The following is a 13,030-nucleotide window of genomic DNA, read 5'->3' on the forward strand; positions in this document are numbered from 1 at the left end:
CACTTCACCTTGCAGAGGCTCCCATGCACCAACACAGCGAACCCAACATCCTCTACTTCGGCACGCCGGTGGTCGTCATCAGCACGATGAACGAAGACGGCACGCCCAACCTCGCGCCCATGTCATCGGCCTTCTGGCTGGGTTGGCGCTGCGTTCTCGGCCTCGGTGCATCGTCGCAGACGGCCTACAACCTGCGGCGCGAGCGGCAGTGCGTGCTGAACCTGCCGTCGCAGCACGAGGTGGCGCAGGTGAACCGGCTGGCGCTGACCACCGGTTCCAACCCGGTGCCGGCGTTCAAGGCGGCGCGCGGCTACCGCCACGTGCACGACAAGTTCGCCGCGTCGGGCTTCACGCCGCAGGAATCGGAAACCGTCGACGCACCGCGCATCCGCGAATGCCCGGTGCAGATGGAAGCCGTGGTCGAGGCCATCCACCACATCGCCGATGACGACGAGATGCAGCGCGGACGCATCCTCAACATCGAGGTGCGGGTGCAGCGGGTGCATCTGCACCCCTCCATCCTGATGAAGGACCGACCCGACCACGTGGACCCGGACAAGTGGCGCCCGCTCATCATGAGCTTCCAGAAGTTCTACGGCCTCGCACCACAGCAGCTGCATGCTTCGTCGCTCTCCACGATTGCGGAAGCGGTGTACCGCAGCCCCGACGTGGACCGTGCGCGAATGGCGGCAATGGCCTGAGTGGATACACGGCGTCACTGTCTTTCGCACACGCGTCGGGCATAACGCCGATGTGTCACGCCGCATTCATCGAGGCTCGGAATACTCCGCCGTTTTCCAAAGAACCGCGGAGATCCCCTTGCGCCTCAACCTCACCCTGGTCGCGCTGGCCGCACTCGCCCTGAACGGCTGCGGCGGCAGCGACGACACCCCTTCGCTGCCCGACGGCACGCGCACCACCTTCGCGCTGCTGGAGACGACGGACCTGCACACCAACGTGCGCAGCTACGACTACTTCAAGCTCGCCGAGGACAAGTCCATCGGCTTCGAGCGCGTGGCCACGCTCATCAAGAACGCACGCACCGAATTCCCGAACAACGTGCTGCTGGACAACGGCGACACCATCCAGGGCACCGCCCTGTCGGACTACCAGGCGCAGGTGAACCCGGTGGCCTGCTCCGACACGCTGGCCGTCTACAAGGTGATGAACACCATCGGCTATGACGGCGCGGGCATCGGCAACCACGAGTTCAACTACGGCCTGTCCTACCTCAACCAGGTGACGGGCAGCCAGTTCAACGTCGACGGCGTGACGGCCGGTGCAGCCTGCGCGGGTCCGAAGTTCCCGCAGGTGCTGGCCAACATCACGAGCCTCAAGAGCGGCGCGCCGCTGTTCCAGCCCTACCGCATCATCACCAAGACCTTCACCGCGACGCAGCCCGACGGCAGCAAGGTGAACGTGCCGGTGAAGATCGGCATCATCGGCTTCACGCCGCCCACCATCCTCGCCTGGGACAAGCGCTGGCTGGACGGCAAAGTGAAGTCCGAAGGCCTGGTGGAGACCGCGCAGAAGTACGTGCCCGAGATGCGCGCCAAGGGCGCCGACATCGTGGTCGCCATCTCGCACGGCGGGCTGGACAACAGCACCTACGCGCCGGACATGGAAAACGGCAACTGGCACCTGTCCAAGGTCGCCGGCATCGACGCGATGCTCATCGGCCATTCGCACCAGATCTTCCCGAATGCCGCCAGCACCGTGCCGCAGTTCAACCTGCCGGGCGTGGACAAGGCGACGGGCACCGTCAACGGCGTGCCCACGGTGATGGCCAACTTCTGGGGCAAGCACCTGGGCGTGATCAAGATGGAACTGGCCTATGCCAGTGGCAAGTGGACGGTGGACACCGGCAAGACGACGGTGGAAGCGCGCTCCACGCAAAACGCCGACAAGACCTACGTGGATGCGGATGCCAGCGTGGCCACGGCCATCGACACCGAACACAACGCCACCATCGCCTACGTGAAGACGCCCATCGGCAGCACCGACTTCCGCATGAACACCTATTTCGCGGACGTGGGCGATGTCTCGGCCATCCAGATCGTGAACCAGGCGCAGGCGAAGTACGTCGCCGACTACATCGCCGCCAACCTGCCGCAGTACCAGGCGCTGCCGGTGCTGTCGGTGAGCGCGCCCTTCAAGAGCGGCTTCGGCGGCGGCAACGACTTCACCGACGTGGCCTCGGGCAACGTGGCCATCAACAACGCGGCCGATCTCTACCTGTACCCGAACACCGTGTACGCGGTGAAGGTCAAGGGCAGCGACGTCCAGGCATGGCTGGAGACCGCAGCCAAGCGCTTCAACCAGATCGACCCCGCGGCGACTGCCGACCAGGCGCTGGTGAGCAGCTTCCCCGGCTACAACTTCGACATGTTCACCTCGACCGACCTCAAGTACGAGATCGATGTGACGAAAGCCGTGGGCAGCCGCATCAAGAACCTCACGTACAAGGGCACGGCCATCGACCCGAATGCGGAGTTCATCGTCGCGACGAACAACTACCGCGCCAGCGGCGGCGGCAGCTTCCCGGGCCTGGACGGCAGCAAGACCATCTATGCCTCGCCCGATGCGAACCGTGATGCGCTCATCAACTACATCAAGGCCGCCAAGACCCTGAGCCTGGTGAGCAATGGATCGGCCCGCAGCTGGAGCTTCACGAAGGTGGCGACGGCCGGCCGCGTGACCTTCAAGTCTGCCGCCAACCAGCTCACGCTGGCGACCGCGGCGGGCCTGGCCAACGTGAGCAGCATCAACAACGACGATGGCAGCGGCAAGGGCCTGGCCGACTACGCCATCGACCTGAGCAAGTGAAGCGGTTCGCCGGCCTGCTCGTCCTGGGCCTGCTGGCAGGCTGCGGGCCGGACGTGGCCATGGAGCTCGCCGCGGGCAAGGCCTTGCTGGCGAACGCTGCGCAGCAGCCGGCCGACGCGCTGGCTGCACGCGAGCATCTTCAGCGGGCTGCGGAGCATGGTTCGGCCGCAGCGGCATTCCACCTGGGCCTGCTGCATCGGCGAGGCGCGGCAGGCCTGAAGGGCGATGCGGTGGAGGCTCGCCGATGGCTGCGCCTCTCCGCGGAGAAAGGCCTGGCCGATGCCCAGTTCATGCTGGGACAAATGGTGGCGCACGGCGAAGGCGGCCCCGCTGATGTATTGCAGGCGCGGCAGTGGTTCGAGCGCGCGGCCGAGCAGGAACATCCCGAAGCCAACTTCGAACTCGCGATGGCGTATCGCCGAGGCGACCTCGGCGTGCAACCCGATGCAGCGGCAGCCGACCGCTATCTGATGGAAGCGGAGCACGCGCTGAAACATCCAAGAACATTGCCGTAGCCAGGGGCAATCACCACATCGTCACGCACTCATCGTGGAATGCACGCTCCTTCAACCAGGAGACCTCATGAGCCTTTCGATTGCATCGCTTCGCCGCGGCCTCGTCCTGTCGGCCGCCATGGTTGGCGCCCTGGGCGCCAACCATGCGCAGGCCGGCACCGAGAACTACCTGCTGGCCCTCAGCTGGCAGCCCGAGTTCTGCGAGACCAAGCCCACCAAGCTCGAATGCCAGACGGCCACGTCCACGCGCTTCGACGCGTCGCACTTCACGCTGCACGGCCTGTGGCCGCAAAGCGGGTCCTACTGCGGCGTGAGCAAGACCAACAAGTCCTACGACACCTCCAACCGCTGGAACCAGCTGCCGGCGGTCTCGCTGAGTTCGTCGACCTGGACCGACCTCAAGCAGAAGATGCCCGGTACCCAGTCGTACCTGGAGCGCCACGAGTGGACCAAGCACGGCACCTGCTCTGGCCTGTCGCAGCAGACCTACTTCTCCAACGCGCTGTCGCTGCTCGCCGGCGTGAACGCGGGCAACCTGCGCTGGCTGGTGGCCAGCAACGTCGGCGGCACGGTGATGCTCGACGACCTCTACGCCGCCGTCGAGCAGGACCTGGGCAGCGGCGCCGGCGACGCGGTGGAGTTCATCTGCGACTCGCGCAACGGCCAGCAACTGCTCGCCGAGGTTCGCATCCACCTGAACCTGCCCTCGCCCATGCCCTCGCGCATCGGAGCGCAGCACCTGGCCGAGCCGATCAATCCGGCATCGGCCACGCAGCTGTGCGATTGGGGTTCGGTGGCGATCGACGCGGCGGGCGCCTCCCGCTGACCGCTGACCTCGCGATCCCCGGCCGGCGAATGCTGGATCGGGGATCGTCATCGGAGTACGAAGATCCGCCCACCGCCCGGAGTTCACGACATGGACATCGAACTCTCCATCCACCTCCCCGAAGAGCATGCCCAGGCCCTGGAGGCCGCATGGGCCGAGGCCGCGGAGCTGCTCGTGCCGGAAGAATCCGCCGCGCTGCCTCCGAGAGACACCATCGAACGGTTCGACGGCGCGACGGTGGCGGAGTGGGTCCTGAAACTTGCACCCCGTGTCGTCACGGTGTTCACCGCGATGTTCGGGTTTCTGGCCAAGCGCAAGGCCACCGTGCAGATCGGCAAGGTCAAGTTCGAGAACATCTCGCCCGACGACATCGTCAAGATCCTGAAGGCCATCAAGAGCACCGGCATTCCGATCAAGTAGGCACATGGAACGTCTGGGCTTGCGCAAGCCCATCCGCGCCCACCTGGCTCGGCAGGGGCGTGTGCCTGCGTTTGCGGTTCATCGCGATGCGCGGCAGCTCGCACGCCGTGCATGGCGCTGGCTGAAGTCCATCGACGACGGGGCCGACTCGCTGCACATCACCGTGGTCAGCACCGTCCAACGGATCACGGAGTACCGAAGCATCGGGGCCTTCGGCCTCATCGTGCTGGACGACGAACACATCAATGCCCTGGGCTGGATGCAGTCGCTGAGGTTCAGCGACGAGTTGCCCATCTTTGTCCAGACCGAACTCATGCTTCGTGCAGCCGAGCGATGCCTCGAGCAGTCAAGATGGCGCGAAGCGGCAGCCATCTGCCAGCGGGCGCATTGGGACCTGCATCGTCATGCCGAGCTGGGCCGCAGCTTTCCCGCCATCGACCGCCCCCAACGCATCCTCGTGAACCGAAGCGACGACGGCGAACTCGGGCTCGACCTCCAGGCTCGCCATGCCATCCCGATCGCCGCGCACTTCGTGGTGGGCCACGAAATCGGCCATCACGTCGTGCGCTCGTCGGACCGTGCGGCGCAGCTTCGGGCAACTGCCAACACGATCGTCCACAAGCATCTGTGGGAAGGGCTGGAGGGAACGTACAGCCAGCTTCACGCCATCGTCAAGCCATCGTCCGAGTACACGATCGGCCCTGCCGGCGAGTACCTCAAGAGTGCGTCGCGGGGTACGCAACTGCTGCCTGCGCTGGCAAGGATCGAGTTCGCCGCGACGGAGGAACTGGTCGCCGACCTCCATGGCCTGTTGTTCGCCACGGCGTTCTGCCTGGAGAACCAGGTGCCGCCCGGTGCCCTTGTCCAGACACTGCTGCAGGTGTTCGAGGACCTGCTGATGAACCAGCTGGTACGGATCATTGCGGACAACACGCCTGCAAGCGGCACGGGCGGCGCTGCGGACTTTCCGTATGGCCGATATGCCTACCGGGCGAGCGCCTTGCCCGGCCTCATCGCCGCAACGCTTGCCGGCACCTTTGCGCTGTCCAGCCAGGCGATCAACGAGTTCAGGCGGTACTGGCAGTCCGACGAGGCGCAAGCGGCGCTGGATCAAGGTGTTGAGCAAGCAACCATGCGCTCCCGGCTGTTCGACCAGGTCGACATCCTCGCCCGCGGCGGGTTCGTTCACGCCGTGATGACCGAGGTTCCCGCCATGCCGCCCTACCCTGCGTTCGTCGCGACGCTGCCACCGCAAATGCAAGGGACGCAGATCTGGGTCTACGCGCCGTTCACCGTGCCCAAGGCGTACTACGGCGAAGATGCCGTGTTCGTCCGGGACCAAGCCCGACTGCCCCACGTCTACCGCGGCTTCGCGACGGCCTGCCAGAAAATCGCCGCTGCCGTGTGGTCGCCGGACGCAGTCTTCGAGACTTTCGGCAACCAGTACCTTCCCATGACCGATGAGCGATCGCTGGCCAGCCGCTTCGAGATGGCACGCCATCCGCGGCTGGACGTCGTGCAGCGGATGAGTTCGTTCGACGAAATCCGCTTTGACGACCGCGGCCAGGCTTGATCGCGGTCACTTCGGCTCGCGTCAGGCCGCCAGTATCGAATCGGCGGAACTCATCGCATCAAGGATGAGGCCCATGTCGTCGCGCGTGACCTCAAACAGCCCGAAGCGCAGCACGTAGCCCCAGTTCGTCTTGCTGCGCGAGAAGCTCAGCTCGTCCAGCAGTGGGGCGATGGGCGTCTCGTGCACGCGGAACCAGTCGACATCACGGCGGAACATGCAGTAGCCGTTGCCCATGTCGGCCTGGTAGGGGTCGCGGCTGCGCGTCACGCCGGCAGCGGTGAACGCCTGCAGGCGGTCCTTGCCGCCGAAGGTCACGGTGGGCGAGTAGTAGGCCACCCGATCGCCGGGGTGGATGCGCCGCAGCGGCCCGCCCTTGCCGTGGCAGACCTGCATGAAGCCTTCGCGGCGGCCGCGGCGCACGTGTTCGGCGGAAGCGACGGCGACCCAGCAGCGGGCCGAGTCGGGAATGGTCAGCAGGTCGTTCATCGCAAGCTCCTCGTGTTGATGAAGGGATGCTAGGAGCGGCTGCTGTCAGGGAGTGTCAGGAGGGTGGGTCGATATGATTTGCGCATGCTCATCCGACTCGCCCCACTCATTCTTCTGGCCTTTGGCCAGGCCCATGCCGAACTCGTCACCGACGCCGCGACCGGCTGCCAGGTGGCCGTTCCCTACCCAGGCGCCGGTGAAATCACCCACTGGTCGGGCGAATGCACGAACGGCAGGGCCCAGGGCACCGGTACGCTGACCTCGTCGAACGGCACCTTCTTGCAGGGCGAGTTCCGCGATGGCAAGCCTTTCAATGCCAAAGGGCGAACGGTGCTGCGTTTCAACAACGGCAGCTCGGTCCTCGCCAGCGACATCTACGACAACGGCAGCGGCACGTCGTCGGCCATCACGCTGCCCCAGCCCGCGAGCCCGGTGCAGACAGCACCGCTCGTGGGGCGCTGGGAATGGACATCCAACGACGGTCGCTGCCGAGAGACGCACGAGTACCGGGCCGACGGAACGGCGCTGGTCGAAAGCGGCAGCGAGCGGCTGGATGCGGCCTATGGGCTGATGAAGATGAATCGGCAGGAGCAGCACGCCATGCTGCGCACGACGCTGGGCTCCAACGGCCAGCCCGACTGCATGGGCGGCCTGACCGAACTGCACAAAACGAGCTACACCGTGCTGAGCTTCGAGGATGGTGGCAACAGCTACCTCACCTGCGGCTCGGCTGAGAAGTCGTCATGCTACGGGCGCGCGTCACGCGCGGCCCACGCGAAGTAGGCCGGCAGCTTCCTTCGAGGAACAAAGCCGGCCATCGGCGCCGGCTTTGTCATCTGACGCAATGAACCCGCTCAGACTGCTTCCGTCGCAGGCAGCTTGAACGACTGCGTCAGCTGCGTCAGCGTGCGGGCCTGGTCCTTCAGGCTCTCCGCCGAAGCCGCTGCCTCTTCCACCAGCGCCGCATTGCGCTGGGTGGATTCATCGAGCTGGCCGATGGCCTTGTTCACGTCCACGATGCCGTCGGACTGCTCGGCCGTGGCAGTGTGGATCTGCCCCACCATGGTGGTGACGTGCTGGATCTGGCGGCGCACTTCCTGGATGGTCCTGCCGGCGTCATCCACCAGGCGCGAGCCGCTTTCCACGCGCTGGCCGCTTTCCTGGATGAGCTGGGTGATTTCCTTGGCGGCCTGCGCACTGCGCTGGGCCAGCGACCGCACTTCGGCGGCCACCACCGCGAAGCCGCGGCCCTGCTCGCCGGCACGCGCGGCTTCCACCGCGGCGTTCAGCGCCAGGATGTTGGTCTGGAAGGCGATGCCGTCAATGACGCTGATGATCTCGCCGATCTTGGCCGACGACGCGCTGATCTGGCCCATGGTGGACACGACCTGGTCGACCACCTCGGCGCCGCGGCCGGCCACTTCGGCCGCGCCGATGGCCATCTGGTTGGCCTCGTTGGCGGTGCCCGCGCTTTGCTGCACGGTGGAAGTGAGCTGGCCCATGGACGCCGCGGTCTGCTGAAGGTTCGCGGCCTGCTGTTCCGTGCGGCTGGACAGGTCCTGGTTGCCGCTGGCGATTTCGCTGGCCGCGTTGGTGACCATCTCGCTGGACTGGCGGATCTCCGTCACGATGCGGCGCAGGCCGTCCTGCATGGTGGCGAAGGAGCGCATGAGCTGCGCGAGTTCGTCGTTGCCTTCGGGGCGGATGTCGTTGGAGAGGTCGCCGCTGGCCACGCGGGCGGCGGCATCGATGACTTCGCGCAGCGGCTTGAGCGTGGCGCGGGTGATGGTGAACGCGATGGCCGCGCCGCCCAGCACCATGGCCGCGGTGACGGCCAGGATGACCACCAGTGCAGCGTTGTACGAGTTGTGCGCCTGCTCGACCGCATTGCGCGACAGCTTGACGTTGTGCGCGGAGGCGGTCTGCACGGCCTGGCTCAGTCCTTCGCCGGCGGTGGCGGCTTCGCCGGTCACCACGCCGCGCAGGTCCTGCGCCTTGGACATTTCAAGCGCCAGGGGCTGCAGCTTGTCGAAGGCCGCCTTGGATGCAGCGAGCTTCTCATCCATGGCCTGCCACAGCGCCAGCGACTGCGGATCATGGATCAACGCCTTGTGGTCGGCCTGGTGCTTGGAGAGCGACGCAAAGGCATTGGCCGCACGAGCCAGCTGCTTCTTGCGGATCTCCATGTCGAACTCGATCATGATCTGCAACTGCGCCTGCCGGATTTCCTGCAGGTCGTGGTCCATGGCCGAGAAGGACTCGAGCGAAGGCACGGTGCGAAGGGCCACATGGTCGAACTCGCCCTTGAAGCGGGCGAACTCGAACAAGGCCACGGCGGCCATGAGTGCCGCCGCCAGGAGCATCACGCCAAAACCAAGACCCATGCGGGTGCCGACTTTGAGGTTGGAAAGCATGCCAATGATCTCGAAAAGGTAATGGGGGCTCGGACGGAGCCGATACTGCTCAGACCTTATCGGCATGGTGCCTGGGTGCTTGAGTGCCGATTGGCGGAATAGGTGGGGAAAAGTTGCTCTCGTTTGGGAAGAATTTCCTTAAACCGCTGAAGGGTGGAAACGGTTTCCGAATAGCGCACTGTGCGGTTTTTGGCAGATTGGGGTGGGGCAAAGGCGCGGGTGGGCTGGCTGGGGCGCGCGGCGGAAGCGGTCGGCCGTTGGCCGACTCCGCTGCGGTGCTCGGCTTCATGGGCTGCCGCAGAACTCACTCCGCGCCCCTGCGGTGCGCTGCGTTCAAACATGCTGCGGCAAGTCAGAAGACGAAGCGCGCTGCGCGCGCGCCCATGAAGCCTGCGCTCCTCGCCGCTTCCTGATGCGCGCCCCAGCCAGCCCACCCACGCCTTTGCTGTTGTGACTTCGGGTTTTCTCGTCGAGCCAAGCCTTCACCACTTGAGCGGCAGGCGGCATGGGCCAGGGGCTGCGTCTGTGGCGGCGAGCAGCGCAGCACCGAGGGGTGGCGTGCGCAGCACGCTTCGTCTTCTGACTCACGGGGACTGTCTGACCACAGCGCACCGCAGGGGCGCGGCGGGAGTTTCCCCGTGCACCCCTCGGTGCGAGCAGCACAGCGCAGTCGGCCCCAGGCCGACCGCCACAGCCGCTGCCCCTGGCCCATGCCGCCTGCCGCGGATCAACCAGACCAATGAGGCAACAACAAAAAAAGAGGCCGTCGCGCAGACAACCACGCGACGGCCAACACCTCACGCTCTCTCACTCGTGATGTGGCTTCCGGTTCAGCTCAGTTCAATCCGTGACCTTCACCCAGTCGTAGTAGGCCGGCCCACCCCCACCGGAGTAAGTCCCGACGAAGCCCTTGGCGCCGGCCGAGTTGTTGCCCACCCAGTGGTTCAGCATCAGCCGCATCGGCGCGGAAATCGCAGAGTTCACGCGGCGGAATTCCTGCTCCTGCCCCGCATCGTTCACATGGAAGAAGCGGATGTAGCTCGGCCGCCATTCGAAGCCGATGGTCCTCCAGCCGGTGGCGATGGCGAACTGCTGGTAGTTCTGCTTGCCCGCCACCCACACGTTCGTGTGCAGCGTGCGCCCCGCGTTGATGAACTCCAGGTCGACTTCGAAGTGGTTCGACGTGCCCGCCGTGCCCGTGTAGAGGAAGAACGAGCTGTCGCCACCTGCGATCATCCCCGGCTGCAGCCGCGTGACGAACTTGCCGTAGGTGAAGCTCTGCCAGGTGCGCACTTCCGCGCACTTGGCGGTGCTGCCGTTCACGTTCAGGTCCAGCGCGCCCCAGCCCGTGAGCCACACCTCGCTGTACGCGAATGTGCAGCCGAAGATGTCGCCGTTGAACCAGGTGGCGGTCTCCCACACGCTGCCGTTGGGGCCGCCCGTTCCGTCGAAGCCGTCGAAGAAGTTCGTGGCTTGGGCCGGCGCCGATGCAGCAATCACGCCTGCGGCCAATGCGGCGCGGACGATGGTGTTGAAGGTCATGGTCTTGTCTCCTTGCGTTGTTGTGTGTGGACGTCTCAGTGCGTCGCGAGCTTCACGGTGCCCACGCTCAAGTCGTGGGTGCCGGTCGTGGTCGCAGAGTTGACGACGTCGATCGCATAGAGACCCGCCTTCACGGTGGCCACCTTGCTGCCGGTGCCGTTGCAGTAATCGGGCAAGGGGAAGCTGGTGTCGTTCAAGTCGATGACCAGTTCGGACGTGGTCGAGTTGACGATGGCCTGCGCCGTGGCCGTGCAGCCGTCGCCCGCCACCGGGTTGGGCTGCAGCTTGATGGTGAGCACGGCGTCGGTGCTGGAGCGCAGCTGGATCTTCAGCTTGGTGAAGCTGCTCGCATCGAAGGTCGTGGCCGGCAGCGAGCCGGTGTTGTTCGGCGCGTAAAGCCGGATGGCCGCGCCCGCATAGGCCTGCGCGCCTGCCAGCGTGGTGCTGTAGCTCACCTCGCCCGATGCATAGCTCAGCGTGCCCGAGGTGAGCTGCGCGCTCTTCTCGGCGAAGCTGTACGACTGGACCGCGCCTGACTCGCTGGTGGCCGTGGCGGAGGTCGGCGTGGCGAAGGCGGTGTCCGCAGGTGCAGGTGCAGGTGCAGGTGCAGGTGCAGGTGCAGGTGCGGGTGCGGGTGCAGGTGCGGGTGCGGGTGCAGGTGCGGGTGCAGGTGCGGGTGTAGGTGTCGGCGCCGGCGTTGGGGCCGGACTGTCACCGCCACCGCCGCATGCGGCCAACATCACCGCACTGAAAAGCGCGGCGATCGTGCCGCGGGAACGGGTCGAGAACTGCTGCTGGTCCACTGTTGTCTCCTGTGATGTGGCCAGGAGATGGTGTTCCTGGGACATGGCCGACGCAGTCGCTTCCTTGCGTTGGGCCTAGCCGTTCTTGCGATCGCCCTGTCGCAGATCAGTAGCACATCATCAAGCCGAACTTGTTCCGTTCACATGTCACGACCCGCCGCGTGACGGGCGCAGGCGCCTCGGTCGGCGCCGCGCGGCGCGGGGCCGCAGGCTTGGCCGCGGGCCTGGGCGCGGCAGCCGCAAGCACCGCATCCCCCTTGCCGTGCGCAGCCAGCCAGGGGGCCATGCGCGCACGGTGAGCCGCCGCCAGCTCATCGTTCTGGAACACCCGCAGGTGGTCCACGACCCATGGCGTCGTCGAGCCGGCGTTCATCTCGATGCGCAGCAGGAAGGGCCAGTGCTCGAAGGACTCGCGGGCCGCCGGCGGCATGTCGGCCATGGCCACCGTCTTCACCGTGGCTCCATCGAGTTGCCAGCGCAGTTGCTTCGGGTCCCACTCCAGCACGATGGTGTGGAAGCCATCCTGCAACTGCGCGGTGGACAAGGCCGCCTGGTAGGCCGCGTCTTCGTCGATGCCCGGCGCATAGACGCCGACGTGGGTGTCGGCCCCTTCGTTGTCCAGCAGCGTGATCTCACCCTCCTCCGGCCAGTTCAAGGCGGTGAGCGGCGCGCCGCGCAGCGACACCCGCACGGCGGACGACAGCGGGAGCTTGGCGCGCAACTCCACGCGCCCATGCGTGAGTGCCGCCGGATAGCGCATCTGCATGCTGAACGGTGCCGTCAACACCAGGTGACCGTTGCCGTCATGCACCGGCACGGTGGTGCCCGGGACCTTGTTGTTGAGCCAACGCTTCTCGTCGATGCCCGCGCCCGAGGGTGCGTTGAATTCATCCGACCAGGCCAGCTTCCAGGCCGCCGGCCGCGATGCCGAGGCCGGGGGTGGCGGGGCGGCCGACGCCAGGTGGCTTGTCGCGCCGGTCTTCACGAATTCGATGCGACCCACGTCGAAGATCACCGGCTCGTCGGCAGCGTCATTGGCCGTCACCTCCACCTGCACCACGGCCGGCAGCGTCTGCGCGATGCTGGCCCCGCGAGGACCGCAGTAAGGCTCCGGCTCGAAAGCCTCCAGCGGAATCTCCAGTTCGGCCGACGCCGCGACGCGCTGGAACACCACCGGATAGCAGCCTTCTTTCTGCGTCTTCACATCCGGCCCCTTGAGGCGGATGCGCAGGTTGCGCGCCGCGTTCGACGCGAGACGGATGCGCAGGCTCTGATACCCCGACAGGTTGACCGCGGTGTTGGCCGCATTGGCCGGCACCGCCAAGCCCAGCGTGCTCCATTGGCTGCCCTGGCCGCGGGCGATGCGGCCGGCCACCCTCACGGCCGATCCTGCCAACACGAGCGGCTCTGACGAGACATCGCCCGGCTTCTCCGCGAGCGCGATGGCATTCACCGGCGCCCCCGAGGTGCTGACCGAGGCCGACCTGAACTCCGCCCACACCATGGACGGTCCGTCGGCTGCGAAGACTGGCGACATGCACCATGCCGCGCACGCAGCCCCCAACAATCGGCGAGCGTTCATCTTTTGTCCCCTTCCTGCCACCGTCGTCCGCCGTGCGCCTGAA

At 66.2% G+C, this 13,030-nt stretch carries 12 protein-coding genes; 7 read left to right on the plus strand and 5 right to left on the minus strand.

The window, feature by feature from the left end; genetic code table 11:
- Positions 1-23 precede the first annotated feature (23 nt).
- The 6 genes from DZC73_RS05660 to DZC73_RS05685 all read left to right on the plus strand — a co-directional run bounded on the left by DZC73_RS05660 (position 24) and on the right by DZC73_RS05685 (position 6,160).
- Positions 24-701: a flavin reductase family protein gene (locus tag DZC73_RS05660; RefSeq protein WP_124539179.1), complete on the plus strand. Its 678-nt coding sequence runs from the start codon at positions 24-26 to the stop codon at positions 699-701.
- A gap of 112 nt (positions 702-813) precedes the next feature.
- Positions 814-2,826, plus strand: a complete 2,013-nt coding sequence (locus tag DZC73_RS05665) for a bifunctional 2',3'-cyclic-nucleotide 2'-phosphodiesterase/3'-nucleotidase (protein ID WP_407924090.1) — start codon at positions 814-816, stop codon at positions 2,824-2,826.
- On the plus strand, positions 2,823-3,341 hold the full coding sequence (locus tag DZC73_RS05670; RefSeq protein ID WP_124539181.1) for a tetratricopeptide repeat protein: 519 nt from the start codon (positions 2,823-2,825) through the stop codon (positions 3,339-3,341). The genes DZC73_RS05665 and DZC73_RS05670 overlap by 4 nt, the downstream gene beginning before the upstream one ends.
- A 67-nt stretch (positions 3,342-3,408) precedes the next feature.
- Positions 3,409-4,167, plus strand: a complete 759-nt coding sequence (locus DZC73_RS05675; protein WP_124539182.1) for a ribonuclease T2 family protein — start codon at positions 3,409-3,411, stop codon at positions 4,165-4,167.
- A gap of 90 nt (positions 4,168-4,257) precedes the next feature.
- Positions 4,258-4,587 (plus strand): hypothetical protein, encoded by a 330-nt coding sequence (locus DZC73_RS05680; RefSeq protein ID WP_124539183.1) that lies wholly within the window; start codon positions 4,258-4,260, stop codon positions 4,585-4,587.
- A 4-nt stretch (positions 4,588-4,591) separates the two neighbouring features.
- Positions 4,592-6,160, plus strand: a complete 1,569-nt coding sequence (locus DZC73_RS05685) for a hypothetical protein (RefSeq protein ID WP_124539184.1) — start codon at positions 4,592-4,594, stop codon at positions 6,158-6,160.
- Between the two features lie 21 nt (positions 6,161-6,181).
- On the opposite strand, the gene DZC73_RS05690 is transcribed toward DZC73_RS05685, so the two are convergent.
- Positions 6,182-6,646 carry an EVE domain-containing protein gene (locus tag DZC73_RS05690; RefSeq protein WP_124539185.1) on the minus strand — a complete coding sequence of 155 codons (465 nt, stop codon included), beginning with the start codon at positions 6,644-6,646 and terminating at the stop codon, positions 6,182-6,184.
- Between the two features lie 84 nt (positions 6,647-6,730).
- On the opposite strand from DZC73_RS05690, the gene DZC73_RS05695 reads away from it, so the two are divergent.
- The gene (locus tag DZC73_RS05695) at positions 6,731-7,429 is read left to right on the plus strand and encodes a hypothetical protein (protein WP_124539186.1); all 699 of its coding nucleotides are present in this window, start codon (positions 6,731-6,733) and stop codon (positions 7,427-7,429) included.
- Between the two features lie 71 nt (positions 7,430-7,500).
- Here the strand turns inward: DZC73_RS05695 and DZC73_RS05700 are convergent, their stop codons facing one another.
- The 4 genes from DZC73_RS05700 to DZC73_RS05715 all read right to left on the minus strand — a co-directional run bounded on the left by DZC73_RS05700 (position 7,501) and on the right by DZC73_RS05715 (position 12,942).
- A complete protein-coding gene (locus tag DZC73_RS05700) occupies positions 7,501-9,060 on the minus strand; it encodes a methyl-accepting chemotaxis protein (RefSeq protein WP_161974464.1) in 1,560 nt (519 codons plus the stop codon).
- Between the two features lie 840 nt (positions 9,061-9,900).
- Positions 9,901-10,602 (minus strand): family 16 glycosylhydrolase, encoded by a 702-nt coding sequence (locus tag DZC73_RS05705; RefSeq protein ID WP_124539188.1) that lies wholly within the window; start codon positions 10,600-10,602, stop codon positions 9,901-9,903.
- Between the two features lie 35 nt (positions 10,603-10,637).
- The gene (locus DZC73_RS29960; protein ID WP_124539189.1) at positions 10,638-11,450 is read right to left on the minus strand and encodes a hypothetical protein; all 813 of its coding nucleotides are present in this window, start codon (positions 11,448-11,450) and stop codon (positions 10,638-10,640) included.
- 61 nt (positions 11,451-11,511) lie between these two features.
- Positions 11,512-12,942: a glycoside hydrolase family 16 protein gene (locus DZC73_RS05715; protein WP_161974465.1), complete on the minus strand. Its 1,431-nt coding sequence runs from the start codon at positions 12,940-12,942 to the stop codon at positions 11,512-11,514.
- Between the last annotated feature and the right edge of the window lie 88 nt (positions 12,943-13,030).

It is taken from the genome of Rhizobacter terrae, from assembly GCF_003852895.1.
Taxonomy (GTDB): Bacteria; Pseudomonadota; Gammaproteobacteria; order Burkholderiales; family Burkholderiaceae_C; genus Albitalea; species Albitalea terrae.

Excerpts from the sequence above, each read along its gene's own strand:
- DZC73_RS05660 (WP_124539179.1), top strand. The coding sequence starts at position 24 with ATGCACCAACACAGCGAACCCAACATCCTCTACTTCGGCACGCCGGTG.
- DZC73_RS05675 (WP_124539182.1), top strand. The coding sequence starts at position 3,409 with ATGAGCCTTTCGATTGCATCGCTTCGCCGCGGCCTCGTCCTGTCGGCC.
- DZC73_RS05680 (WP_124539183.1), top strand. The coding sequence starts at position 4,258 with ATGGACATCGAACTCTCCATCCACCTCCCCGAAGAGCATGCCCAGGCC.
- DZC73_RS05685 (WP_124539184.1), top strand. The coding sequence starts at position 4,592 with ATGGAACGTCTGGGCTTGCGCAAGCCCATCCGCGCCCACCTGGCTCGG.
- DZC73_RS05690 (WP_124539185.1), bottom strand. The coding sequence starts at position 6,646 with ATGAACGACCTGCTGACCATTCCCGACTCGGCCCGCTGCTGGGTCGCC.
- DZC73_RS05695 (WP_124539186.1), top strand. The coding sequence starts at position 6,731 with ATGCTCATCCGACTCGCCCCACTCATTCTTCTGGCCTTTGGCCAGGCC.
- DZC73_RS05700 (WP_161974464.1), bottom strand. The coding sequence starts at position 9,060 with ATGCTTTCCAACCTCAAAGTCGGCACCCGCATGGGTCTTGGTTTTGGC.
- DZC73_RS05705 (WP_124539188.1), bottom strand. The coding sequence starts at position 10,602 with ATGACCTTCAACACCATCGTCCGCGCCGCATTGGCCGCAGGCGTGATT.
- DZC73_RS29960 (WP_124539189.1), bottom strand. The coding sequence starts at position 11,450 with ATGTCCCAGGAACACCATCTCCTGGCCACATCACAGGAGACAACAGTG.
- DZC73_RS05715 (WP_161974465.1), bottom strand. The coding sequence starts at position 12,942 with ATGTCGCCAGTCTTCGCAGCCGACGGACCGTCCATGGTGTGGGCGGAG.